The organism is Burkholderia sp. MSMB1459WGS, assembly GCF_001534535.1.
In the GTDB taxonomy this organism is placed as follows: Bacteria; Pseudomonadota; Gammaproteobacteria; order Burkholderiales; family Burkholderiaceae; genus Burkholderia.
Genome location: NZ_LPMU01000023.1, coordinates 481,453 through 505,292, shown reverse-complemented (window position 1 = coordinate 505,292; position 23,840 = coordinate 481,453). Strand labels below are relative to the sequence as shown.

Genomic DNA, 23,840 nt, shown 5'->3' with positions numbered 1-23,840 from the left:
GCCCGCGAGTCGCGTGCCCCCGGCATCGCCGTCACGGCATGCCGGGGCGCTTGCATGGCGCGTTCAGAACGACGGCAGCCCCGGCGGATTGGTCTCCGCCCGCGCGATCGCCTCGCTCTGCAAACCCCAGCGCGCGAGCGCCTGTCCGTAGCGGCCGTTTCCGATCAGCGCATTGGTCGCGAGCGTCAGCGCGGGCGCGAGCCCGCTGCCGCGACGCGTCGCGATCGCAACGTCCGCATTCGCCGGCCAGCCGGCATTGACGACGCCGACGCGGCGGATCTTGCCGCTGCGCGCGGCCTCGTACGCGAGTGACGCGTTCGGGTTCAGCTCCGCGTCCGCACGGCCCGACAGCAGCGCGACGCGCGCCGTCGCGTCGTCGTCGAAATAGAGCAGCTCGGCCGGCTTGAGCCCCTGCGCGACGTTGCGCTTGCCCCATTCGAGCAGGATGCGCTCCTGGCTCGTGCCGGCGCCGGTGATGATCCGCAGGCCGGCGACGTCCTTCGGTTCCGCGATCTTCGCGATCGGGCTGGCGGTGCGCACGTAGAAGCCGTGCAGCCCGAGCCGATAGGTCGTGAAATCGTATTTCTCCTTGCGCTTCTCGGTCACGCCGACGTTCGAGATCACCGCGTCGTACTTGCCGGACGTCAGCCCGAGCGGCCAGTCGGCCCATGCGATCGGCACCAGCACGAGCGTACGGCCGAGCGCGTCGGCAACGAGCTGCGCATAGTCGGGATCGGCGCCGACCACGGTGCGCGCGTCGGCCGCATAGGTCGATACGGGTGGCGCGTGCGGTGAAATCGCGACCGTGAACGCGCCGTCGCGCACCCAGCGGTAGCCGCTTGCCGCGCGAATGGCCGCGTCGTCGGGGCCGGCGCGCACGCGGCCGGCCTGGCGCGGGTCGAGGTCGGCCGTCGCGGCGGCTGCGCGAGCCGCACGCCACGGCAGGCCCGATGCCGCGACCAGCGCGGCCGTGACGAACTGGCGTCGATCGGTCATCGTGCGGCACCTCGCGAGTCGGAAGCGGCACGCATCACAGCACCCGCGACAGGAACGCGCGCGTGCGCGCATGTGCCGGTGCATCGAGCACGACAGCAGGCGGGCCGGCCTCGACGATGCGCCCGCGTTCCATGAACAGCACGTTGTCCGCCACTTCGCGTGCGAAGCCGATCTCGTGCGTGACGATCACGAGCGTCGTACCCGAGCGCGCGAGTTCCTTGATTACGTCGAGCACTTCGTTGACGAGTTCCGGATCGAGCGCCGACGTCGGTTCGTCGAACAGCAGAACCTTCGGCCGTAATGCGAGCGCCCGCGCGATCGCGACGCGTTGCTGCTGCCCGCCGGACAACTGGCGCGGGTATGCATCGGCCTTATCCGCGAGGCCGACCCGCGCGAGCAGCGTGCGCGCGGCGCGCTCGGCCGCATCGCGCGCCATGCCGGCGACGGCGACCGGCGCTTCGACCAGGTTCTCGAGCACCGTCAGGTGCGGGAACAGGTTGAAGTTCTGGAACACCATGCCGACGGCCGTGCGCCGCTTCAGCACGTCGCGTTCGTTCAATTCGTGCAGCACGTCGCCGTCGCGGCGATAGCCGATCAATTCACCGTCGATGTCGATGAACCCGTCGTCGACGCGTTCGAGATGGTTGATCGTACGCAGCAGCGTCGACTTGCCGGAGCCGGACGGCCCGACGATCACGGTCACGCTGCCGCGCGGCGCGACGAACGACACGTTGTCGAGCACGGGTTGCATGCCGAACTGTTTCGACACGCCATGCACGGCCACTTCGCCGCCGGTGCGCGACACGGCGGCCGCGGCATCGGCATGCGTGCCGGCATCGCTTCGTGCACTGGCGCTCGATGCCGCGCGGCGCGACGCGACGCGTCGCCACAGCCCGCCGATGCGCGCAAGCGCGAACGTGACCACGGACGGCGGCGGATTGCGCAACGCGCCGCGCGCATAGTGCCGCTCGACCTGCACCTGGATCGCGGACAGCACGGTCAGGATGATCAGATACCAGACGGTCGCGACCATCAGCAGCGGAATCACTTCGAGGTTGCGGCGATAGATCACCTGCACCGTATAGAACAACTCCGGCATCGCGAGCACGTACACCATCGACGTGCCTTTCGCGAGCGTGATCAGGTCGTTGAACGCGGTCGGCAGGATCGCGCGCATCGCCTGCGGCAGCACGATTCGCGACGTTTGCCGGCCGCGCGGCAGCCCGAGCGCGGCGGCGGCTTCGAGTTGCCCCTGGTCGACCGCGAGAATGCCGCCGCGAATCACTTCCGCGGAAAACGCCGCATGGTTCAGCGTGAGGCCGAGCACGGCCGCGAGGAACGGGCTGACGAGATCTGTGGTCGGCGTGTCGAACCACACGATGTCGGTGAACGGGACGCCGAGCCGCACATGCTCGTACAGGTAGCCGAGGTTGTTCAGGATCAGCAGCAGCACGATCAGCGGAATCGAGCGGAACAGCCACACGAAGGTCCACGCGCTGGCGGACAGCAGGCGCGAACGCGACAGCCGGGCCAACGCGACGAACGCGCCGAGCACGAAGCCGAACACCGCGCCGAGCAGCGTCAGCATCAGCGTGCGCGCGAGCCCCGACAGCACCGGCGGCGACAGGAACCATTCGGCGAACACCGGCCAGCCCCATTGCGGGTTGCCGAGGATCGAATGCAGCGTGATCGCGATCAGCACGAGCGCGAGCACGGTGCCGGCCGTGCGCGACCGGTGGCGCGCGGGTACGATCCGCAAACCCGCGCCGGGCGCTCGGGCACCGGGGGAAGAGAGCGGCGGCAGCGCGCCGCCGAGATGGGTCGTGTCGCTCATGTCGTTTGAATCCTCGAATGGATGATCGGCGGGCGCCCCGCGCACGGGCGGCGTACGGCGTCAGGCGTGCGCTTCGGCGGCCGTTTCCCGTGCGGCGCCGGGCGTCGCGTAGCGGCTCGCCTTGCGCGGCAGGCCGAGGTGATCGCGCAGCGTGACGCCGGACAGGTCGCGGCTGTAGCGGCCGCGCGCCTCGAGCACCGGAATCACGAGTTCGACGAAATCGTCGATGCCCTGCGCCTGTACCGGAAAACCGAGGATGAAACCGTCGCCGGCGCCGGCGTCGTGCCAGCGGATCAACTCGTTGGCGACGTGCTCGGCCGTGCCGATGAAGTTCGGGCGCGGCGTCGCGACCGCAAGCGCGGTTTCGCGCAGCGACAGGCCTTTTTGTTTCGCATCGGCCTTGATCCGGTCGGTGGTCGAGCGGAAGCTGTTGCGACCGAGCTCGCCGAGTTCCGGGAACGGCGCGTCGAGCGCGTACTGCGTGAAATCGTGGTGATCGAAATAGCGGCCGAGGTACGCGAGCGCCTCGTCGATCGTCAGCAGGTCGCGGATCGCCTGGTATTTGTCCTCCGCTTCGGCGGCCGTGCGGCCGACGATCGGCCCGACGCCGGGGAAGATCTTCACGTCGCCGGCTTGCCGCCCATGCTCGATCGCGCTCCGTTTCACGCGCTGCGTGAACGCGGCTGTCTCCTCGATCGACGGCGAATGCGTGAATACTGCATCCGCGTATTTGCCCGCGAGGCCGATCCCGGTGTCGGACGAGCCGGCCTGGAAGATCACGGGCTGCCCCTGCGGCGAGCGCTGGATGTTCAGCGGGCCCGCGACCTGGAAGAAGCGGCCGCGGTGATCGAGCGTATGGAGCTTGTCGCGATCGAAGAAGCGGCCGGTCGCGCGGTCGCGCACGAATGCATCGTCGTCCCAACTGTCCCACAGGCCCTGCACGACCTCGAGGTATTCGTCGGCGATCTCGTAGCGCAGCTCGTGATCCGGGTGCGTCTTGCCGAAATTCTTCGCAGTGCCTTCGAGCGGCGTCGTCACGACGTTCCAGCCCGCGCGCCCGCCGCTGATCGCGTCGAGCGACGCGAGTTGGCGCGCGACCGTGAACGGCTCGCTGTACGACGTCGAGATCGTGCCGGCGAGCCCGATCTTCTTCGTCGCGACCGCGAGCGCAGACAGCACGGTCAGCGGCTCGAAGCGGTTCAGGAAGTGCGGGATCGACTTCTCGTTGATGTAGAGGCCGTCCGCGACGAACGCGAACGCGATGCCGGCGGCCTCCGCCTTGCGCGCGACGCCGATCGCGAAGTCGAGGTTGATGCTCGCGTCGGGCGGGTTGCTCGGATGCCGCCACGCGTTCATGTGGCTGCCTGCGCCTTGCAGCATCAGGCCGAAGGGGATCGATCGTCGGGTCGTCATGATGGGAGCGTCACGCGTTCTGGTCGGGGGAAAGGGAACGGTCGGCCGCGAGGGCCGCCTGCAACGGCGTGGTCGACAGCGCGCCGCCGAGCCATTCGGCCGACGCGAGCCGTGCCGCGTAGTCGGACACCGGCGAATCGATCACGAACGCATCGACGTCGAGGCGCCGGCTCAGCGCGTCGAGCGCGCGGTGCACGCGGTCGGGCGTATCGGCCAGCACCGTCGGGCGCAGCTCGTCGATCCGGTAGTCGGACGCGCCGCTTTGCCGCGCGAATTCGGCGGCCGCCTGCGCGCTGGCGAGATTGAAGCTCTGGCCGCCCGCGAACTGCAGCTTGAAGATCTTCAGCGGCCCGATCAGTCGCTCGGCCTCGTCGCGCGTCGGGGCGGCGACGGCGTACAGCGCGACGAGCGGCTTCTGGCCGCCCGCGCTGCGGTATGCGTCGAGCGAGCGTTCGAGATTCGCGTCGTCGCCGTTGAAATGGCCCGCGTAGCAGAAGCGCCAGCCGTTGCGCGCGGCGAGCGCGCCGCTGTCCGGCGAGCCGCCGAGCAGGATCCGTTCGGGCAACTGCGGCGGCACCGGCATCGCGACCGCGCCGGCGAGTGGATGATCTTCGGCCACGCCCCAGCCGAGAAACGCGTCGAGCTCCGCGAGCTGCCCCGCGAAGTCGGGCTTGCGCGCCTTGTCGTGGAACCACTGCAGCGCGCGTGTGGTCAGCGGCAGCCCGCCGGGCGCCTTGCCGATGCCGAGATCGACGCGACCCGGCGCGAGCGCGGCCAGCAGCTTGAACGTCTCGGCCACCTTGAACGGGCTGTAGTGCTGCAGCATCACGCCGCCCGAGCCGACGCGGATGCGCGACGTGCGCGCGAGCAGATGCGCGACGACGATCTCCGGCGCCGAGCTCGCGAAACCCGGCGTGCCGTGATGTTCGGCGACCCAGAAGCGCGCGTAGCCGAGCTGTTCGGCGCGTTGCGCGAGCGCCGTGGTGAAGCGCAGCGCGTCGGCGGCGTTCGCGCCGTCGGCGATCGGACTCTTGTCCAGCAACGAAAGCGAATAAGACATGGTGAGCGGCGTTCCTGCGTGAGCGTGGATGGACGGTTGCGGGCGTACGGCACTCAGCTCTTCGGCAGCCCGGGCGGATTCGTGCGCGACTGGTCGATCGCTTCGGACGCGAGGTTCCACCGGTCGAGCACCTGCCGGTAGCGGCCGCTCTTGATCAGCCCGTTCAGCGCGACGGTCAGCGGCTCGGCGAGACCGCTGCCGCGGCGCGTGGCGATCGCGATGTCGGCCGTGCGCGGCCAGCCGCCGCTGATCGCGCCGACGAGCCGCGTCTTGCCTTGCTGCGCGCTTTGATATGCGAGCACCGAGTTCACGCTGAACACCGCGTCCGCCCGGCCCGACTGCACGGCGACGATGCGCATCGCCTGGTCGTCGTAGTACTGGATCTGCACGGGTTTGAGCCCGTGCGCGATGTTCTCGCGGTCCCACGCGAGCAGGATCTTTTCCTGGTTGGTGCCGGCATCGGTCACGATGCGCAGCCCGGCGACGTCCTTAGGCTCGCGGATCGCCTGGATCTTGCTGTCGTTGCGCACGTAGAAGCCGACCTGATCCTTGCGATAGGTTGAAAAATCGAACTTCTGCTTGCGTTCCTCGGTGACGGTCACGTTCGAGATCACCGCGTCGACTTTCCCCGATTCGAGCGCCAGCGGCCAGTCGGCCCAGGCGAGCGCGACGATCTTCAGCTTGCGGCCGAGGCTGTCGGCGACGAGCTGGCCGATGTCGGCGTCGAAGCCGACCACCGTGCGTGCGTCGGTCGCATACGAGCTGATCGGCGGCAGGCTCGGCGCGATGCCGATCGTCAGCGTGCCGGGTTCGGCGAACCTGAACGACGCAGGCACCGCGCGCTCGACCGCCGCATCGGCTGCGCCGCGCGGGCGGCCCCGCTGCTCTGGGCTCAGGTCGAACGTCGCGGCGGACGCGGCCGCGACGGCGGCGAAGGCGCTCAGGCCGATCAGCGCGGTGGCCAGCGTACGCACGGCACGGAATGAAAGCGGTACGGCTCGATGCATGAAAACGTCCTGTCGTGAAAGCGTGGAAAGCGGAACGGGCAACGCGAAAGGCGGGACGCCGTGCGTTCAGCGCGGCAGCACCGGTTCGGGCACGGGCGCCCAGAGGTCGGCCAGCGTCGACGTGCGCGACGGATCGACGAGGTCCTTGCCGAAGCGCAGATGGAAATACGCTTCGGGATCGATCGACGAGTCGAATAGCCGCGTATAGCCGGTGCGGTCGTACAGCGCCCACGCTTCGGGCTGGCGAAAGCCGGTCGTCAGGTAGAGGCGGCGGTAGCCCTGCTGGACGGCGCGCAGTTCGAGCGCTTCGACGACGAGCCGCGCGAGGCCCTGGCGGCGCAGATCGGTGCGCGTCCAGATGCGTTTCAGTTCGGCGGTCTGCGCGTCGTAGCGCTTGAACGCGCCGCCGCCGATCGTTTCGCCGTCGCGTAGCAGCAGCACGAACGCGCCGTCGGGCGGCGCGAACAGTTCGGCCGGGTAGCGCGCGAGCTCGTCGCGGGCCGACGCGCGGCTGTCGGGACGGTACGCGTCGTAACGGGTCGAATACTCGTCGATCAGCGCGTCGATCAGCGGTTGCGCGCGGACGTCGAGCGGCGTCGTGTCGATGATGCGGTCGTTCGTGGCCATGGGCATCGCGAATGGCGCGCGATGCGGACGTTCCTGGCCCGGGTGCGGGCACGCGACCCGTGCGGTCCGTTCCGTTATCGCGACGCAGTTGTCGTGATGGCGGCGGCTGTCGTGCTTCGTGCGAGGCATCCCGGCGCGCCGCCGTGTTTCGAACACGTTAGCGGCGCGGCCGGCAAAGGCGAACGAAGCAATTTCGATAAGGATTTCGCGGGAGGCGGAAGAAGGCTTGCAGCGGGAGTGGGGTGGGGCGAACGGGGGTGGCCGGCGCCGTGCCCGTTCGAAGTGTGGGCGACGCAGACGAGCGCCGCGGACCGGCGGCGTGCCGTCGTTTCGATGGCCTGCCGGTCGCGCCGATTCGGGGCGGGTTGTTCAGGATCGCGAGCGCCCGACCGCGATTCGCCGCCGCCAGGGTGGCGACGGTTCTCCTCCAATCGTCGCGTCGGCGCGACGCCCCGCTGTCGCGGGGCGACGATCCTCGACGACGACGGCGTTCAGGCTGCTTCCTGACGAGTCGCGTCCTGCCGCTCGCCGCCCAGGCTATCGACGAGACTCGCCAGCATCCGCGCCAGCTCACCCGTCATCAGCGCGACATCCGAGTCGAAGCGTTCGTCGTCGTTCTGCGCGGTCGGGTCCGTCGCCTCCTTGATCACGTCGAGCGGCGTGACGCGCTTGATCGTCAGCGACGGGGTCAGCACGAACGAGATCCGGTCGTCCCAGGTCATCGCGAGGCGCATGCATTGCTTGCCGGCTTCGATGTGCCGGCGCATGTCGTTCGCTTCCAGCGCGTGGCCGACGTATCGCACCGTGGCGCCGCCTTCGCCGCTCGAGCGCAACTCGGCGTCCTGGTCCACGGTGAATCCGCCCGGCGCGTCGCCGGACAACAGCCAGTCCGTCATCGCGGCGACCGGCGAACGCGCCACCTGCACGCCCGCGAGCGGCAACGCGTCGATCGATTTGACGAGCAGGCTGCGAACGTCGTCGGCGAGCGCCTGGGCAGCCGCATCGATGACGAGCCAGCCGTTCGCCGTGTCGATCCACACGCGGGTATCGCGGCGAATGCTGAACGCGCGCGGCAGCAGTTCGTCGGTAACCTGTTCCTTGAGTTCGCGCAGTTGTTTGCGGCCAACCTTGAAGCCCTGCTGCTCTTCGACTTCGAGCGCACGCGCCTTGGTCACCTGATTGACGACCGACGCCGGGAGCAGCTTCTTTTCGGAGCGGAACAGCAGCAGCATCTGCCGGTTGATCGAATACACGAGCGCGCCGTCGTCACGCGGCGATGCCCAGCCGACGCGCTGCATTTCGACGCTGCTGCCCGGCTGGAACGCGTGAGGCGCCAGCCATTTTTCCATCTGGTCGGGGGTAACGGCCCAGGGTGCCGGAAGACGGTGAAGCTGAAGGTTCTTGAACCACATAGGCGTACGGGCAAAGCGCGTCATTCTATCTGACGGCGCGATTGCCAGTCGGTTGCGTCACGCGATGACACGCGGCGGCGTCGACAACTCCGCCAACTGAAACAGGCAATCTCCTCGCCGCACCTGCGCGGGCACACGCTTGCACACCACCTCGCCGTCGCCGTTGAACCGGTGCAGCACCGGTTCGCGCAACGGCGTATCGGGAAAATGCACCCACGCGGCCGGCTGCCCGGCCTTCACCTGGTCGCCGAGCTCGACGAGCGGCTCGTACAGCCCGCGCTCGTACGCATAGACGAAATGGCGATCGCCGTCGACGCGCATGAAGCGCGTGACGGTCGGCGGCGCGTCGGGCACGAGCGCGCCGTGCAGCAGCCCGATATAGCCGAGGTAATGCAGCAACCCGTGCCGGCCGAGCCGAATCAGCGACGGATCGGCCATCCCGGCGCCGCCGAGTTCGGTGACGATTGAGATCGCGCCTTGCCGGCGCGCGGCCGACGCCGAATGCACGGGATTCGGCGCGTGCAGCAGCGCATTCTGCAGCCCGAACGCGTTCAGCAGCCCGTTGAGCTTCGCGGCTTCGTCCGCGTCGAGCGGATCGATCGCGAGCATGTTGCCGCCCTGGTAGAGCAGCGAACTGCCGCCCGAGTGCAGATCGACCAGGTACTGCGCGCGCGACAGCAGTGCGTGCTCGATGTAGTGGGCGATCATCTGCGTCGGCGTGCCGGTCGGGTCGCCGGGAAAGCTGCGGTTCAGGTTGCCTTCGTCGAGCGGCGACACGCGCAGGCCCGCATCCGCCGCCGGAAAATTCGCCATCGGCAGCAGGATCAATTGCCCGCTGACCATCTCGGGTTCGATCTCGCGCATCAGTTGCGACACGATGATCTGGCCTTCGTACTCGTCGCCGTGGTTGCCGGCCATCACGAGCGCGACCGGGCCGTCGCCGTTGCGGATCGACGCGATCGGGATCGGCAGCCAGCCGTATGCGGAGCGGTGCACGGAGTGCGGCAGCCGCAGGTAACCCGCGTGCTTGCCCGGCGCGTCGAGATCGATTTCGCAGTGAATGGGATTTCGGTGTGAGGAGGAAGCGGTCATGGCAGCGTCGTTCGATGCATGGAATCTGCCATCTTATAGAGGAAACGAGCGCTGCGCGCCGCACCGGGCGCGTTCGGTGCCGAACGCCTGCACGCGTCGATCGAAACACAGTTCCCGTATCGACGACGATGCCCCGCCAGACCGATGCGGATGTTGCAGCGATGAACGCATGCCGGCGCGCCGGCGGGCCGCATGCATACGTCGGATCTCGCGCCGATCCCTTGCCGCGACAGGGTCGGCGCGCGCAACCGGGTTACCGGCCGGATGTTTCAGCTTCGAGACGTCCTTCTTCCCACAGGGCCCAGAAACGGCTGCCGGCGCGATACGGATTCGCGCGCCCCGCAGCGTGATCGGCGACGCCCTGGCGAAACGCGCCGTACAGCGTGAGCGGCGGATTGTCGACGCATGCGGCTTCGTACGCCGCCGGCGGCCGGCTGTCGGACACGAGCCGGCGAATCAGCGATGCGCCGTCGATCACTGCCTGTTCGTCGATGATTTCGGTTCGTGCGAGGACGTCGACGGTATTCATGTGGGGCTCCCTGAAACGTGCTTTCCTCATCAAGGAGCAATAAGGGTGCCAGCCGCGAAATGCCGCACTCGGCCTCGATCGTGCAGGCTTCTGCAGCCATCTTTCGGCGTGCCGGGCGGCGATGTTACGGAACACGTCACGTGACACGCGCACGCGCGGCGCCGCGTGCGAACCGGCAAAACGTTTCGGCATTGAATCGTCGGGAGGCCGCGCGGGTGCGCAAAGGGCAATGCGCGGCGCGTCGCCGGCTCAGCTTGCGGTGGCCGGCGCCATGCGGCGGCTGCCGCTCGAATAGAAGCAGTAGATGCCCTTGCCGGCCGATTTCGCGTCGTACAGCGCGCTGTCGGCCTGCCGGATCAACTCGTCGGGCGAGCCGTGCCCGTCGTCGAGCGCGATGCCGATGCTGATGCCGATGCAGACGGTCTCGCCGATCGACAGCGCATACGGCGCCGAAATCTGCCGGATGATCCGCGCGGCGAGGATCGAGCATGCTTGCATCGTCGTGTCGTCGATCGCGACGATGAATTCGTCGCCGCCGATACGTGCCGCGAGCTCGCCCGGCGGCAGCGTCTTGCCCAGCCGCTCGGCGACCTGCGTGAGCACTTCGTCGCCGGCCTGGTGGCCGAAGCGATCGTTGATCGATTTGAAACCGTCGAGGTCGAGATACATGACCGCGAACGCCGGGCTCGGCAACCGCGGCCGGCGCGCGAGCATCCGCTCGAGCTCCGCATGCAGTTCGTGGCGATTCGGCAAACCCGTCAGCGCGTCGTGTCGCGCGAGGTGCCGGATGTGCTGTTCGGTCTGTCGGCGCGCGGTGACGTCCTCGACGATGATCACCGCGTTGCCGTCCGGCACGCGGTGACGCGTCAGTTCGAGCTGGCGGCCGTCGGCGAGCGCGATGTCGAGCGGCCCGGGCTCGTGGCGGCTCAGCCAGTCGTCGCACTGCGCGGCGAGGCCGGCACCCCCGGGATCGATCGCGGCATGGGCGCCGAGCGCGGCGACGACGGCCGGAAGCGGCGTATCGAGCATGATCTCGCGCGGCGAGCCGAACAGTTGCGCGGTGCGTCGGTTCGCGACGATCACGCGGCTGTCGCCGTCGATCATGCACAGGCCGTGCGGCATGTAGGTGAGCGCGGCGTCGAAGCGGGCGACGAGTTCGGCGTTGCGCTGGCGCGCGGCGATCAGCGCGACGAGCACGCGATAGTGGCGCTGCACGACCGTGCGCATCGCCGCGAGATAGATCGCGAGCGGCGGCACGAGCAGCCACGCGCCCGGCCGAGGGGCCAGCAGCGCACCGACGCCGATCGGCAACACGCCGAGCGCGATCTGCGTCATCGCGAGCCGCGGCAGCGCCGAATTGCGCGATGCGATCCCGCCGAACACGCCGCCCGCGACCATCACGGACAGCGTGCCGAGCTCGACGTCGGCGGCCTGCACGCAGCCCATCGCGCCGAGGCCGAGCACCAGGCACGCGACGAGCGACACCGGCGCATAGCGCATCGCCCAGTATTCGGCGCGATCGTCGCCGGCGTTGCGCCGCACCGTGTACGCCCGTGCGATCGACAGGCGCGCAACGAGCAGGCCGACGTCGGCAACGAGCCACGCGAGGCACCACAGCTGCTGCAGCCGGAGCAGCGCGACGGCGGCGACGAAACCGCTCGCGAGCCCGGACAGCGCCATCGGACGCACGTCCTCGAACAGCGTCACGAGCATCGACGGACGCAGCGCGGCCGTCACGCGGTGGTTGCCGGAGGGGGGAGTGGCGAGAACGGAGTTCAGGAGAGATGCCCTGACTGCCATGGTTATTGACCTCGACACGATATCGCGATGGCTCGCGGCGCCCGCACGGCACGTGGCGGAAGCCCGGCCGAGCCGGATGCGCACGACATTACCATGAAAAACCCGCGGCGCGGGCCGGCCGGCGGGCGCCGCGCACTGTCTCGCGCGAGGGTCGTCGACCGCGGCCGCGGGCGGCTTGCGGATTCGTCGGTGCGAAGGCGGCGTCGTTGCGAACGGAACGATGCGGGCGGCCGACCGGCGACCGCGAAGCCGGCGCAACGGCATCCAGCCGCACGCAAACGGCCAACGGGACCGCCGGCCGCAGTCTGGCCGAGTCCAGTTATAAGAAATTCAATAAGTATTTCATGCGGGAAATACTATAGGCGATATATCGAAAACAATGCCAGAATGCGCGCCGCTCCGAACGCCGCGACACCCGATCGCCGTCCGAGCCGCCTCAGGAGGTTCCCCCCAATGAAAAACCACGGCCTGTCACGGCGGGGTTTTCTGAAAGCCAGCGTGCTGGCGGGCGTCGCGGTGTATGTCGCGCCCATCGGCAGCCGCGCGTTCGCGGCGCTCTTCGAAGAAAAACTCCTCACGCCCGTCAAATGGGATAGCGTCACCGGCATCCCCCAATTCCGCATCGACGGCATCGCGAAGGTCACGGGCGCGAAAGTGTTCGCCCGCGACGTGCGCGCCGCGGACATGCCGCACTGGCCGCAGCAGCAGTCGCATGCGCTGATCCTGCGCGTCACGCAGGCCGACCGCACGTACGAAGGCTTCGACCTGTCGCTGCTCGGCGACGAGCTGAAGCCGGACCGCGTGGTCACGGCCGACGATCTCGCGCGCGACGGCGTCGCGTTCCCGGCGTTCTACGGCGACGACATGCTGTTGCCGGCCGGCAAGACGCCCGCGTATCTCGGCCATGCGGTCGCGATCCTGATCTATCACGACTTCGCGCGCTTCCGCTTCGCGAAGAACGCGCTGAAGTTCCGCGACGACGTGATCCGCTACGGCGCGGTCACCGGCCCGCTCGAGCGCGATCCGTGGGGCACCTTCCGTTACGTGCGCGTGGGCGGCAAGACCGCCTATGACGACGACGTCTATTCGAGCCTGAAGGACGCGCCGATCTTCCCGAGCATGATGCGCAAGCACCTGCCGGTCTGGCCGGACGGCAAGGAGCACGGCAAGCTCGACGAGCAGGGCATGTTCCTCGCCGGGCAGATCGCCGGCGAGCTCGACCGTCCGCCGGCCGACTGGCTCGTGTTCGATCGCGAATACAACACGCAGTCGGTCGATACGGCCGCGCTCGAACCCGACAACGCGAACTGCTGGTACGACGCCGCGACGCAAGCGCTGCATCTCGTCGTGCCGACCCAGTCGCCGCGCGAAGTGTCGGAGAACGCGGCCGCGATGGTCGCGAAATGCCGCTTCCCGGTGAAGAAGCTGTTCGTGCATCCGTGCTACACGGTCGGCTACGGCTCGAAGGATCACTTCAACGTGCCGTTCTACGGCCTCGTCTGCGCGCTGTACGCGGACGGCCGCCCGGTGCGTTTCGCGAACGACCGCTACGAGCAGTTCCAGACCTCGCTGAAGCGTCACGCGTTCAAGATGCGTTACCGGATCGCGGTCGACCGCAACACGGGCCTGCTGCAATCGTTCAAGGGCGACTTCGAGGCGAACGGCGGCGGCCGCTCGAACTTCTCGCCGTCGGTCGCGATGGTCGGCGCCACCGCCGCGCAATCGATCTACTACTTCCCGAAGAGCGACCTCGCGGCGGTCGCGATCGCGTCGCGCGCGATCGACGCCGGCTCCGCACGCGGCTACGGCACGCTGCAGAGCATGGCCGCGACCGAGATGGCGGTCGACGAGATCGCCGCGCAACTGAACATCGACCCGATCGACTTCCGCCTGCGCAACGCGCTGCGTTCGGGGATGAAGAACACGCAGGGCGCGATCCCCGCCGGCGCGCTGCGCGTCGACGAAGTGCTGGAGCGAGCGAAGCAGCATCCGCTGTGGACGCACCGCGCCGCGCGCAAGGTCGAATTCGAGACCGCACATCCGGGCAAGCGCTACGGTGTCGGTTTCGCGTGCGTGCAGAAGGATTTCGGCACGGGCGCGGAAGCGTCGTTCGCCAAGGTCGAATTCGACGCGCACGGCAAGGTGTCGCTGCAACACACGGCCGCGGAGATCGGCACCGGGATGTCGACGTCGCAGGCCGTCGCGGTCGCGAAATGGCTCGGCCGCCCGGCGACCGACGTCCGCGTGGCCGTGACCGAATGGCCGGACCTGCCGGTCGAGACGAGCGGCGATCCGTACCTGATGTCGCAGGCCGACCAGGACCGCCTGAGCACGAACCCGCGCTGGTCGCCCGGCTATGCGTCGCCGTCGAGCGCGACGAACTCCGCGTACTACTTCACGCACAGCACGCGCGAGGCTGCGCGCGCCGTATTCCGCTACGGGCTGTGGCCGGCCGCGATGTCGATCTGGACGCGCGGCCTGGGCGGCGGCCAGGCCGCGCCGTACACGATTCGTATCGAAGATGCGCGATGGGTCGACGGCAAGCTGACCGCCGACGGCCTCGAGCCGCTGACGTTCGAGCAACTCGCGAAGCAGGCGCATGCGCTCGGGTTGCCCACCGGCGCCGTCGTGCACGTGTTCAACCGCTGGCAGTGGACCGATGCCGAATTCGAGATCGGCGGCGCGCTCGAGCGTCTGCCGATCGACGGGCTGTCGCTGCGTATCGGCGCGCCGAAGACGGGCGCCGACGACGGCCCGTTGCCCGGCACCGCCGCACCGGCCGGCGCGACCGCGCTGCACGGTACGCTGCCGCCGACCGCGAACGGCTATCGCGTGCTCGATCGCAAACGCGTGTTCATCCCGCCGACGAGCCGCAACAACGCGGCCGTCACGTACTACACGGCGGTCGGCACGCTCGTCGAGCTGGCCGTGCACGAAGCGACCGGCAAGGTCGAACTGCTCACGCACCACTCGATCATGGAATGCGGCAACCAGATTTCGCCGCAGCTCGTGTCGGGGCAGTTGCAGGGCGGTCTCGCGATGGGCATCGGCCATGCGCTGCACGAGTACCTGCCGCTCTACGAGGACGGCCCCGGCAACGGCACGTGGAACTTCAACCGTTATCGGTTGCCGCGCGCGTCCGACGTCGCCGTCTGGACGCAGACGGGCGACGTGCTGCCGCCGCTGTCCGAAACCGATCCGCCCAAGGGTGTCGCCGAAGTGGTGATGATCCCCGTCGTCGGCGCGATCGTGAACGGCATCGCGCACGCGATCGGCCATCGTTTCACCGACCTGCCGGTGACCCCGCAAAAGATTCAGGAGGTGCTCGCATGACGACCGCCCAAACCGCGGCTTCGGCCGCGAGCGCCGGCGCGGCTGCGACCGGCGCTGCCGCGCCGAATGCGGCTTCCGTCGCACCGGCGTTTGCGCCTGCCGCGCCGGCATCGCCACCGGCAGCCGTCGAGCGTCCGCTCGTCCGGTTTCAGCAGAAACCGCTGTCGGTGAACATCAACGGCAAGTCAGTCGGCCCGATGCAGGTACCGGAAGGGCTGATGATGATCGAGTTCCTGCACGAGTACGTGGGCCTCACCGGCTCGCGGCTCGGCTGCGGGCAGGGGATCTGCCACGCGTGCGTCGTGATCGTCGACAAGCCGGACGGCACGAGCGAGGAGATGCGTACCTGCATTACCGGCGCGCACTTCTTCCACGGCCGTTCGATCCGCACGATCGAAGGCCACGCGAAGCGCAACGAAGCCGGCGAAGTGGTCGAGCTGTCGCCGATCCAGCAGAAATTCCTCGAGCACTTCAGCTTCCAGTGCGGCTACTGCACGCCGGGCTTCGTCAACGCGGCGACCGTGCTGATCGAACGCCTGAAGCGCGAGCCGATCGCGAAGACGGACGTGGAGCGCACGATCACCGACGCGCTCGACGCGCATCTTTGTCGCTGCACGGGCTATGTCCGCTACTACGAAGCCGTCAAGGACGTGGTGCTGACGACGCCGGGACTCGTGAAGGACAGCGCATGAAACGCACATTCGCTCATCGTGCCGCGCGGGCCGCGGGCCTGCCCGCGCTCGCAGCGGCCTGCGCGCTGCTGCTCGCCGCCTGCGGCGGTCGCGACGCGCCGGCGTCGAGCGCGGCGTCCGGCGCCCCCGGCGCCGACCAGATCGCGCGCGGCCGCTATCTCGTCAGGGCCGCCGACTGCGCGGCGTGCCATACCGCGAAGGACGGTGCGCCGTTCGCCGGCGGCGCGGCGCTCGAATCGCCGTTCGGCACGTTCTACGGCTCGAACATCACGCCCGACAAGGATCACGGGATCGGCAACTGGAGCGCGGACGACTTCTACGCCGCGCTGCACGACGGCAAGGCGCCGGGCAAGCGCCTGTATCCGTCGATGCCGTACACGTCCTACCGGCAGCTCACGCGCGCCGACGCCGACGCGATGTACGCGTACCTGAAGACGGTCAAGCCGGTCGCGCAGGAAAACCGCGCGCATGAACTCAAGTTCCCGTACAACCTGCGCTTCGGCATGGTGTTCTGGGACATGGTGTTCCTGAAGGACAGCCTGCCGGATGCGTCGGCCGGGCAATCCGCCGACTGGCAGCGCGGCCGCTATCTCGCGGGTGCGCTCGGCCACTGCGCGGAATGTCACACGCCGCGCGCGTTCACGGGGCAACTCGACGGTGCGAAGCCGTTCGCGGGGGCCGCGCTCGGCCGCGTGGCCGCACCCGACATCACGCCGGCCGGCCTCGCCGCGCGCGGCTGGACGGGCACCGACCTGCAGACGTTCTTCGGCGTCGGTATCGCGCCGCAAGGCTCGGCGTTCGGCGAGATGTATCCGGTCGTGCACCTGAGCACGCAGTACCTGACGAAGGACGACCTGCGCGCGCTGTCGACGTACCTGCTCGGCGATACGCCGCCCGCGCCGCAACCGGCGAAGCCGGTGTCGGCCGATGCCGCGCAACTGGCCGCCGGCCGCTCGGTGTATCTCGCGGTCTGTGCCGGCTGTCACGGCTTCAACGGCGAAGGCAAGCCGCACGTGGCGGTGCCGATGAACGGCAACTCGACGGTGCGGCAGGGCGATCCGCGCAACCTGCTGGTCGCGATGCTCGACGGCATCGACGAGCAGAAGTTCGCCGGCGTCGAAAACCTGCAGCCGATGCCGGGCTTCGCGCACACGCTGAGCGACGACGAACTCGCGCAGCTCGCGAACTACCTGCGCGCGACGTGGGGCGGCCAGCCCGCGAGCGTCACGCCGGCCGACGTAAAGGCGATGCGTTGAGCCGTGCCCCGGGGCGGGGCGTCGCGAGCGAGGCAGCCGGTTTCCGGCGATCGCGCGCGATGCGCCGCCCCGTTTTCCTTGCCGCGGCGCGTCAGTAACCGCCGCCTCCGCTTCCGCCCGAGCCGCCATACCGGCTCATGCCCGGTCCTTGCGACACGCCGCTGCCCGACGACGTACAGCCCGCCGACAGCACGAGCACCAGCGCCGCGATCAGCGCCGCAACCAACGTTACCGATTTCATTGCAATCTCCTTGCAGCGCGCAGGCGCCAGGAAAGGCGGCTCGCGTGAACCGCGCGTCTGCGCGATGAGAAGACGTTTCGGCGAAGCGGTTATTCCATGCTTTTTACGTATCGCCGCGGCGGCGGCGCGTGGATCAACGATAGACGAGATCGGCGCGGCGGTTCTGCGCCCACGCTTCCTCGTCGTGGCCGAGCGCGACCGGCTTTTCCTTGCCGAGGCTGACGGCCTCGAGTTGCGTGGCCGGCACGCCGAGCGTTTCGAGCGCGCTCATCACGGCCTGCGAGCGGCGCTGGCCGAGCGCCAGGTTGTATTCGGACGTGCCGCGCTCGTCGGTGTTGCCCTGGATCAGCACGCGCCGCGCCGGGTGGCTGCGCAGGTAGTCGGCGTGCGCCTGCAGCAGCGACTGGAATTCGGGCTTCACCGAGTACTGGTCGAAATCGAAGTAGATGCTGCGCTTGGCGAGCGGGCTGTTCGGATTGTTCAGATCGTCGGCCGTCACCGTCGCGACGGCTTCGCTCGATGGCGTCGGCGCCGCGCCGGCATTCTCGGGCGTTTTCGCCGCGTTGTGACAACCGGCCAGCAGTACGAAAGTTGCCAGGACCGCAATTCGGTTCATTTTGCTCATCGTTCGTTTCTCCAGCGGTTGACTGCGTTGAAAGCGGGGCGCGTGCCATCCGCACGCAGCCGTCCGGCCGCCGTGGCGCGAAAGGTCCGGCTCCGTTGCCGCGATGCGGGCTCGTAAGCCGATGGTGCGCCAGATGAAAGAATGTTGCGACCGGAACGCCGGATCGCGGCGTCGCTGCAAATAGATTAGGAAAAATGTCACAACGTGCCCAGTTTCTCCGCATTTTTTGCGCAAATGCGACAGCCGGGCGGCATTCTTGCTGCCGCGAGCGGTGTGCGGCATGCGTCGCATGCCACAGCGAAAAAAGCCGCGCACGGGGGCGCGGCCTTGTCGGTGGCGGCGACGGGGAGCGGGTGATGCGGGGAGCACTTGCCGGATGCCGTCGGTCGTCCGCGCGACGCTGCGGCGCACGCGGCCTCGTCAGAACTTGTGCCGCAGCCCCAGCGCGACGACGGCCTGGTTGCCGTTCGCGGAAGGGGTCAAGGTCCAGACGGTCGCGTTGAACGCCGGATGGCCGTTGCCGCCGCTCACGCTCTGGTACGTGCCTTCGAGATACGCATCCGTGCGCTTGGACAGCGCATAGTCGGCTTGCGCGACGACCTGGTTCCATTTCGGGCGCGTCTGGCCCGTGCGGGTGTCGAAGCGGCCCATCGTATATGTGTACGCGGCGGCGACGCTCAGCGCACCGGTTACGAAGTAGCGTCCGTCGATCGTGACGTTGTCGAACACCAGCGATTCGCCCTTCAGCGGCACGATGTTGCCGCCCTGGAGCACACCCGTCACGCCGTCGGTGGTCGAATGCGACCACGCGGCGCCGACCGAGTGCGGCCCGAACGCATAACGCCCGGCCATCGCCCAGATCTGCTGATTGCCGCCCGTGATCGTCGCCGAGCCGTCGACCGTGCTGAGCGCGCCGTCCGGGTTCGGCGCATTGCGGTCCCGGCTGATCTTCAGGTAGCCGGCGCCGAGCTTCAGCGGCCCGTTCGCATACGACACCCCCGTGCTCCACACCGCGTTGTTGGAGAACTGGCCGGCCATGTTCGAGAACCCGACCATCGCGCCGAACCTCAGCCCGCGAACCGTCGGGCTCGTGTACTTCACCGCGTGGTTGATGCGCAGGTTGCGGTTCGAATCGTCGTTGTCGTACGGGTGGACCGCGAGGTTGCCGCCCCAGCCGGGGCCGGACGCACCGAGCGGCGTCACGAAATCGAGGATCAGGTCGTACTGGCGGCCGAACGACAGCGTGCCGGCCGTCTGCGAACTCAGCCCGATCCATGCCTGGCGGCCGAACAGGGCGACGCCTTTCTGCGACAGCTTGCCGGTGGTGCCCGAGAAGCCGTTTTCGAGCGCGAAGACCGCGGCCATTCCGCCGCCGAGATTCTCGCGGCCGCGCAGCCCCCAGCGCGACGCGTTCAGTGCGCCGCTCGTCATCGCGACGCCGCCGCCGCCGGGCGAGCCGGCACCGCGCGTGCGCTGGTTGGTCGAGTAGGTGATCGACGTGTCGATCAGGCCGTACAGCGTCACGCTGCTCTGGGCAAGCGCGAGATCCGGCAGGAAGCCGGTCAGGCAGGCGGCAATGACGGTCCCCGCGACGCGTGCGCCGGCGTGCTGGTTCGTTTGGGAGAAGGGCATAGGCGTTTGTTGTTGTTGGACCGGCCTGGCGGCCGATGGATCGGGCGGCCATTATTGGAATCTTTCGGCGGCCGATTAAGGCGTCGCACAGGAAAGGTCCTCTGCGGAATCGCTCGGAATCGCGATGCGTCGGCTGCGGGGAGGCGGTCGGGGAGGGGGCGTGCGTGGCGGTGCGTGCGAGTCGGCGCGCCATCGCGCGAGGGTGTGCCGAGCGCTAGCGGCGGGCGATTGGCAGCGCGGCCCGGTGCGCGCCGCGCCAGCCATACTGCATGCCGCGTGTCAGGTCGGGGGATCGCTCCGGGTATGCCGTCCGGATTGCTTACTGCTTACTGATCGCCGGACATCAGCGCCGTGTAACGCCGCTGCATTTCGTCGGGTTCGACCGCTTCGATCGTATGCCCGATCAGCCAATCGTAACCGAACGGATCGCGGATCCTGCCCGAACGCTCGCCGTAGAACTGGTCCTGGAGCGCACGCGTCACGCGCGCGCCGGCAGCGACGGCGGCGGCGATCGTCGCATCGGCATCGTCGACATGAAGATGGAGCGCCATCGGCGCGTTGCCGTCCGGATCGAGGGCGAAGAGATCGTATTCCGGGAACTCGTCCGAGATCATCAGCGTGCACGGCCCGAGTTGCAATTCCGCGTGACCGATGCGCCCCGACGGCTCGACGAGCCGAAATTTCTCTTGCGCGCCGAATGCCTTCGCATAGAACGCGATGGCGTCCTCCGCGCGTTTGGCGCGCAGATACGGAAAGACTTCGTGAATCGCCATGGTGCCCTCCGGTGGGGGTGTGGGTGTGGCTCGATCCTATCGCGCATTCGGTGCCCGGTCTTGAACGAAATTGATCGCCGCCAGATGGCGGAGAACGCCGCGATGCATGCGGCAAACCACCTCCCGAGGCCGAATCCGCTGAACTCGATCGATCCGAGGACCGGGTTGCCGTATCCGTCGCAGCAACAAGACACGCGGCGCTGGTGCACGATGATGGGCAACGGTGTGGGCGGTCGGGTTCCGTGTTGAAGCAGGGCGCTCAACGGAGGACTATTTCTCGATAACGATTACGTCGTATCGAAGGCTGGCACCGGAGTGGGCAGCACGCCTGCGTTTGTTTCGGCGGCTTCCGCACACCGATGCCCGGCAAATTCCCGAAGCACCCAGTCTCGCAATATTTCGGTTGCCTGTCTCGTCGCGGAGCGAGGGCTGTAAACGAGATCGTACTGGAAGCTATCCAGCGCCAGGTCGAACGGCCGCACCAAGGTGCCGTTGGCCAATTCGTCGGACACCAGGGTCAGGCTTATCAGGCCGATTCCCTGTCCGGCAAGGGTCGCCTGCATTGCATGGACTTCGTCGTTGAATCGGAGGCCATCGTTCGGATCGGTGCCGCGTATTTTGGCTGCCTCCAGCCAGCGTGCCCATGTAATTGCGCGTGGATCGTCGCGGACGGAGGGACCCCAATCGAAGTGAATCAGCGTCGCGCGCTGCAGGTCTTTTTCGTGTGCAATCGACAAATGCGGACGACACACCGGGGTAAACCGGTCCCTGAAAAGCGGTTCCGACATGAGCCCGGGATAGTAGCCCGAACCGTAACGGATCGACGCATGCGCGGACTGGTCGAGGTCCACGATGGCATTGGTGGCGTCGAGCCGAAGGGTCCAATCGGGATACGCGGCACGAAATCCGCCTGCTCGAGCCGCGAGGCATTTCGCGGTGAATGCCACCGTGGACGTGAGCGTTGCAACCTTGGTTTCGTCGATGTTTCGCGCTGCCTCGATTGCGCGCTCGAAGCTGTCGAAGCCGTCACGAAGAGCCGGGAACAGCGCCTTGCCGTTTTCCGTCAGCCGGACGCCGCGCGTCTGGCGCTCGAACAGTTTGACGTCGAGCCATTCTTCGAGTTGACGTATCTGGTGGCTGATGGCGGTAGGGGTGACGTTGAGTTCTTCAGCCGCCGCTTTAAAGCCGGCGCGCCGGGCCGCGGCTTCGAATGCACGTAGCGCGCTCAACGGAGGCAGTTTGCGCATGGGTTAGAAAAGCTCATCTGTAAGGTGAGAATTGACCATTTGTTGCGCTCGAAAGCTCCATCGATACTCCGATCCCTGACAATCACCCGGAACTCGACGGAGAGCCTTCCATGAAAATCGAACAGGTGCACACGAATCCCGATCCCTATGCGCCGTTTGCATTATCTCAAGCAATTCGGGTAGGCGGTTTCGTCTTCGTTTCGGGGCAGCCTGCCATTGGCGACGACGGCGAAATCGAAGGGCCCGGAGACTTCGATCGCCAGGCCAGACGCGCATTCGGCAATCTGGAGCGTGCATTGAAATCGGCCGGTTCGGGCATGAACCACGTCGTCAAGACGACGATCTTCCTGAAGTCGATGTCGTACCTCGACAGAATGGTCGACGTCCGTCGCGAATGGTTTTCCGCGCCGTATCCGGCGGAAAGTCTCGTCGAAGTCTCCGCCCTGTATTCGCCGGACGCGCTGATCGAGGTGGAAGCGATCGCGGTCGTCCCGGATGCGGCGTCGTAGAAACGTTGGCCGTGCGCTGCGGCTATTGTCGCGTCGGGCGCTGCGTATCCGCCGGCCGGACAGCTTGGGCAACCCCAAAGCGGACATTTCAATCTAGCCAGTACAACCAAATGTCATACCCGGATTCAGATGTCGTAGCGCCAGCTAAATACAGATGTCGCATGTTTCATCGGCCTTTCCGTCATTCAATGTTGAAGCGCCGAGCTGAAGCAGCAGGGCGCTTACGTTCACCCGCGGGCCTTCGCAGACCGCCGATTCGATTCCGTTTGATGTGTTTGTGAAGCGACCTGCAGGATGGCTGCTTCGATATCAGTTTCCGTGAACGCGCGCTGTTTCTTGGCACCTGGCAACGATGCCTTGGCTCGTACCGGTAGCCCTCGATTGGCGCGCGACGGGGAACCCGAAATCCGCCGGTTATCGCGCTGCGCCTGAATCGCTTCAGCCACTTGCAGCGCGTGGCTCAGGCGCTTGTGTTCGATGATCGCGCCTTGATCGACCTCTGCCAGTTTGTCGTAAAGACGGCATCGCAATACCTCGCCATCAGCCCGGATCTCGATCCGACCATCCGGATACTCCCAGACGTCGATGTAGCGATGAATCAACTTCCGATTCTCGAGCGTATCGTCCAACAAATACAGCACCCGGTCGTACAGCACCGTGAGCGACTTCGAGACCCGACGCGTTTCGCGCCAGGTCATCACCCGGTCCAGATTCTCGTCGTCTCGCAGCGGCCGGTGCGAATTGAAGTCGCTGCGCGGCGGCTTCGCGAAGCGACGGTTGAAATCAGCGATGAAGGAGGGCGCATACGCGTTGGCGTCGGCTACCGTGCTGATGCCGCGCAAGCGCATTTCCTTGACCAACCGGTCCTGCAGCGTCAGGTGCGCACGCTCGACGCGCCCCTTGGCCGAGCTGCTGTTCGCGCAGAACGTGTCGATGTTCAGCTCGTACATGGCCCGGCCAAACTGCGTCACGCTGCTGCCGGTCTTGCCCGCAGTCGGGCTGCGGAACACGCTGTACTTGTCGCTGTAGAACGCCACGGGCTTGCCATGGCGCTCCAGATACGTCCGCGTCGCCTCGAAGTAGCTGAACGTCGATTCGGTCTGCGTGAAGTGCAGCATCATCAGCCGGCTCGTCGCGTCGTCCACATACACCAGCAGCGTGCAGGCCGGTGCCCGCTCCTCGAACCACCGATGATCGCTGCCGTCGATCTGGATCAGTTCGCCGAGGCAAGCCCGGCGCGCTCGCGGCTGATAAACCTTCGGCGGTCGTTGCCGGCGCGGAATCCACAGCCCGGCGTCCGTCATCAGCCTTCTGACCGTCTCCTTCGACAACTGCAGCCCGTGGCATTCCCACAGCTTCTCGCAGGCCAGCGTCGGCCCGAAATCGGCGTAGCGCTCACGAATCAGGCTCAAGGCACGATGCGCCAAATCCTCGGGCAGTTGATGATTGCTCGCATGACCACGACGCTGCGAAATCAGCCCGACCGGGCCAGCAGCGCGATACCGGGCGACCAGCCGTTCAATCTGCCGGCGACTGATCCCGAGCCGCTCCGCGGCTCGCCAAGGCATCAGATGCTGCTCGATCACGGCTTCCACGACCTTCAGACGGTCCAGCTCCCGCATGCTCATGGTGATCAGTCCAGGTTGGCCCACGATGCGCTCCGGCAGTTCAAACCGCCGCCAGCATGCGCCGAAACCCTCGAACTACGACATTTCAACTTTGCCCAGATACGACATTACAACTTTGCTCTTACACCAAAATT

20 protein-coding genes are annotated in these 23,840 nt (G+C 67.4%); 4 read left to right on the top strand and 16 right to left on the bottom strand.

Translation table 11 applies throughout. The features are described 5' to 3' along the window. Positions 1-63 precede the first annotated feature (63 nt). From WT97_RS09915 to WT97_RS09865, 10 genes are all read right to left on the bottom strand, one after another. Positions 64-996 (bottom strand): ABC transporter substrate-binding protein, encoded by a 933-nt coding sequence (locus tag WT97_RS09915; RefSeq protein WP_060353333.1) that lies wholly within the window; start codon positions 994-996, stop codon positions 64-66. A 34-nt stretch (positions 997-1,030) separates the two neighbouring features. Continuing rightward, on the bottom strand, positions 1,031-2,830 hold the full coding sequence (locus tag WT97_RS32515) for an amino acid ABC transporter permease/ATP-binding protein (protein ID WP_082751361.1): 1,800 nt from the start codon (positions 2,828-2,830) through the stop codon (positions 1,031-1,033). Between the two features lie 60 nt (positions 2,831-2,890). After that, entirely contained in the window at positions 2,891-4,243 is a 1,353-nt protein-coding gene (locus WT97_RS09900; RefSeq protein WP_060353332.1) for an LLM class flavin-dependent oxidoreductase, read from the bottom strand. Positions 4,244-4,253: 10 nt separating this feature from the next. Then, positions 4,254-5,303, bottom strand: a complete 1,050-nt coding sequence (locus WT97_RS09895) for an LLM class flavin-dependent oxidoreductase (RefSeq protein ID WP_060353331.1) — start codon at positions 5,301-5,303, stop codon at positions 4,254-4,256. A gap of 53 nt (positions 5,304-5,356) precedes the next feature. Further along, on the bottom strand, positions 5,357-6,310 hold the full coding sequence (locus tag WT97_RS09890) for an ABC transporter substrate-binding protein (protein WP_060353330.1): 954 nt from the start codon (positions 6,308-6,310) through the stop codon (positions 5,357-5,359). A gap of 66 nt (positions 6,311-6,376) precedes the next feature. Continuing rightward, positions 6,377-6,937 (bottom strand): GNAT family N-acetyltransferase, encoded by a 561-nt coding sequence (locus WT97_RS09885; RefSeq protein WP_059505503.1) that lies wholly within the window; start codon positions 6,935-6,937, stop codon positions 6,377-6,379. 491 nt (positions 6,938-7,428) lie between these two features. Then, positions 7,429-8,349 (bottom strand): recombination-associated protein RdgC, encoded by a 921-nt coding sequence (locus WT97_RS09880; RefSeq protein WP_060353329.1) that lies wholly within the window; start codon positions 8,347-8,349, stop codon positions 7,429-7,431. A gap of 57 nt (positions 8,350-8,406) precedes the next feature. Beyond that, complete coding sequence (locus WT97_RS09875; RefSeq protein WP_059505310.1) at positions 8,407-9,441, bottom strand: succinylglutamate desuccinylase/aspartoacylase family protein; 1,035 nt, start codon at positions 9,439-9,441, stop codon at positions 8,407-8,409. A gap of 253 nt (positions 9,442-9,694) precedes the next feature. After that, entirely contained in the window at positions 9,695-9,970 is a 276-nt protein-coding gene (locus tag WT97_RS09870) for a hypothetical protein (RefSeq protein WP_059505308.1), read from the bottom strand. Between the two features lie 249 nt (positions 9,971-10,219). Continuing rightward, a complete protein-coding gene (locus WT97_RS09865) occupies positions 10,220-11,770 on the bottom strand; it encodes a sensor domain-containing diguanylate cyclase (protein ID WP_059505306.1) in 1,551 nt (516 codons plus the stop codon). 453 nt (positions 11,771-12,223) lie between these two features. Here WT97_RS09865 and WT97_RS09860 point away from each other — a divergent pair, with 453 nt between their 5' ends. The 3 genes from WT97_RS09860 to WT97_RS09850 are packed head-to-tail and all read left to right on the top strand — an operon-like array spanning position 12,224 to position 17,051. Beyond that, on the top strand, positions 12,224-15,103 hold the full coding sequence (locus tag WT97_RS09860) for a xanthine dehydrogenase family protein molybdopterin-binding subunit (protein ID WP_060353328.1): 2,880 nt from the start codon (positions 12,224-12,226) through the stop codon (positions 15,101-15,103). Then, the gene (locus tag WT97_RS09855) at positions 15,100-15,795 is read left to right on the top strand and encodes a (2Fe-2S)-binding protein (RefSeq protein WP_060353327.1); all 696 of its coding nucleotides are present in this window, start codon (positions 15,100-15,102) and stop codon (positions 15,793-15,795) included. The genes WT97_RS09860 and WT97_RS09855 overlap by 4 nt, the downstream gene beginning before the upstream one ends. After that, positions 15,792-17,051 (top strand): cytochrome c, encoded by a 1,260-nt coding sequence (locus WT97_RS09850; RefSeq protein WP_059789504.1) that lies wholly within the window; start codon positions 15,792-15,794, stop codon positions 17,049-17,051. The genes WT97_RS09855 and WT97_RS09850 overlap by 4 nt, the downstream gene beginning before the upstream one ends. A gap of 91 nt (positions 17,052-17,142) precedes the next feature. Here WT97_RS09850 and WT97_RS34530 read toward each other — a convergent pair whose 3' ends face one another. The 5 genes from WT97_RS34530 to WT97_RS09830 form a co-directional block, all read right to left on the bottom strand. Next, the gene (locus WT97_RS34530) at positions 17,143-17,292 is read right to left on the bottom strand and encodes a hypothetical protein (RefSeq protein ID WP_179949762.1); all 150 of its coding nucleotides are present in this window, start codon (positions 17,290-17,292) and stop codon (positions 17,143-17,145) included. 133 nt (positions 17,293-17,425) lie between these two features. Continuing rightward, a complete protein-coding gene (gene pal, locus WT97_RS09845; RefSeq protein ID WP_034206187.1) occupies positions 17,426-17,917 on the bottom strand; it encodes a peptidoglycan-associated lipoprotein Pal in 492 nt (163 codons plus the stop codon). A gap of 420 nt (positions 17,918-18,337) precedes the next feature. Next, on the bottom strand, positions 18,338-19,549 hold the full coding sequence (locus WT97_RS09840) for a porin (protein ID WP_060353326.1): 1,212 nt from the start codon (positions 19,547-19,549) through the stop codon (positions 18,338-18,340). Positions 19,550-19,875: 326 nt separating this feature from the next. Continuing rightward, entirely contained in the window at positions 19,876-20,322 is a 447-nt protein-coding gene (locus tag WT97_RS09835) for a VOC family protein (protein WP_059789502.1), read from the bottom strand. 287 nt (positions 20,323-20,609) lie between these two features. Then, positions 20,610-21,569: a LysR substrate-binding domain-containing protein gene (locus WT97_RS09830; RefSeq protein WP_060353325.1), complete on the bottom strand. Its 960-nt coding sequence runs from the start codon at positions 21,567-21,569 to the stop codon at positions 20,610-20,612. A 110-nt stretch (positions 21,570-21,679) separates the two neighbouring features. Between WT97_RS09830 and WT97_RS09825 the strand changes: the two genes are divergently transcribed. Continuing rightward, positions 21,680-22,078 (top strand): RidA family protein, encoded by a 399-nt coding sequence (locus WT97_RS09825; protein WP_060353324.1) that lies wholly within the window; start codon positions 21,680-21,682, stop codon positions 22,076-22,078. Between the two features lie 227 nt (positions 22,079-22,305). On the opposite strand, the gene WT97_RS09820 is transcribed toward WT97_RS09825, so the two are convergent. Beyond that, a complete protein-coding gene (locus WT97_RS09820; protein ID WP_156440242.1) occupies positions 22,306-23,706 on the bottom strand; it encodes an ISNCY family transposase in 1,401 nt (466 codons plus the stop codon). Between the last annotated feature and the right edge of the window lie 134 nt (positions 23,707-23,840).

What these genes read in the sequence shown, in the direction of transcription:
- WT97_RS09915 (WP_060353333.1), bottom strand. Translation starts at nt 996, where the DNA reads ATGACCGATCGACGCCAGTTCGTCACGGCCGCGCTGGTCGCGGCATCG.
- WT97_RS32515 (WP_082751361.1), bottom strand. Translation starts at nt 2,830, where the DNA reads ATGAGCGACACGACCCATCTCGGCGGCGCGCTGCCGCCGCTCTCTTCC.
- WT97_RS09900 (WP_060353332.1), bottom strand. Translation starts at nt 4,243, where the DNA reads ATGACGACCCGACGATCGATCCCCTTCGGCCTGATGCTGCAAGGCGCA.
- WT97_RS09895 (WP_060353331.1), bottom strand. Translation starts at nt 5,303, where the DNA reads ATGTCTTATTCGCTTTCGTTGCTGGACAAGAGTCCGATCGCCGACGGC.
- WT97_RS09890 (WP_060353330.1), bottom strand. Translation starts at nt 6,310, where the DNA reads ATGCATCGAGCCGTACCGCTTTCATTCCGTGCCGTGCGTACGCTGGCC.
- WT97_RS09885 (WP_059505503.1), bottom strand. Translation starts at nt 6,937, where the DNA reads ATGGCCACGAACGACCGCATCATCGACACGACGCCGCTCGACGTCCGC.
- WT97_RS09880 (WP_060353329.1), bottom strand. Translation starts at nt 8,349, where the DNA reads ATGTGGTTCAAGAACCTTCAGCTTCACCGTCTTCCGGCACCCTGGGCC.
- WT97_RS09875 (WP_059505310.1), bottom strand. Translation starts at nt 9,441, where the DNA reads ATGACCGCTTCCTCCTCACACCGAAATCCCATTCACTGCGAAATCGAT.
- WT97_RS09870 (WP_059505308.1), bottom strand. Translation starts at nt 9,970, where the DNA reads ATGAATACCGTCGACGTCCTCGCACGAACCGAAATCATCGACGAACAG.
- WT97_RS09865 (WP_059505306.1), bottom strand. Translation starts at nt 11,770, where the DNA reads ATGGCAGTCAGGGCATCTCTCCTGAACTCCGTTCTCGCCACTCCCCCC.
- WT97_RS09860 (WP_060353328.1), top strand. Translation starts at nt 12,224, where the DNA reads ATGAAAAACCACGGCCTGTCACGGCGGGGTTTTCTGAAAGCCAGCGTG.
- WT97_RS09855 (WP_060353327.1), top strand. Translation starts at nt 15,100, where the DNA reads ATGACGACCGCCCAAACCGCGGCTTCGGCCGCGAGCGCCGGCGCGGCT.
- WT97_RS09850 (WP_059789504.1), top strand. Translation starts at nt 15,792, where the DNA reads ATGAAACGCACATTCGCTCATCGTGCCGCGCGGGCCGCGGGCCTGCCC.
- WT97_RS34530 (WP_179949762.1), bottom strand. Translation starts at nt 17,292, where the DNA reads ATGAAATCGGTAACGTTGGTTGCGGCGCTGATCGCGGCGCTGGTGCTC.
- pal (WP_034206187.1), bottom strand. Translation starts at nt 17,917, where the DNA reads ATGAGCAAAATGAACCGAATTGCGGTCCTGGCAACTTTCGTACTGCTG.
- WT97_RS09840 (WP_060353326.1), bottom strand. Translation starts at nt 19,549, where the DNA reads ATGCCCTTCTCCCAAACGAACCAGCACGCCGGCGCACGCGTCGCGGGG.
- WT97_RS09835 (WP_059789502.1), bottom strand. Translation starts at nt 20,322, where the DNA reads ATGGCGATTCACGAAGTCTTTCCGTATCTGCGCGCCAAACGCGCGGAG.
- WT97_RS09830 (WP_060353325.1), bottom strand. Translation starts at nt 21,569, where the DNA reads ATGCGCAAACTGCCTCCGTTGAGCGCGCTACGTGCATTCGAAGCCGCG.
- WT97_RS09825 (WP_060353324.1), top strand. Translation starts at nt 21,680, where the DNA reads ATGAAAATCGAACAGGTGCACACGAATCCCGATCCCTATGCGCCGTTT.
- WT97_RS09820 (WP_156440242.1), bottom strand. Translation starts at nt 23,706, where the DNA reads ATGAGCATGCGGGAGCTGGACCGTCTGAAGGTCGTGGAAGCCGTGATC.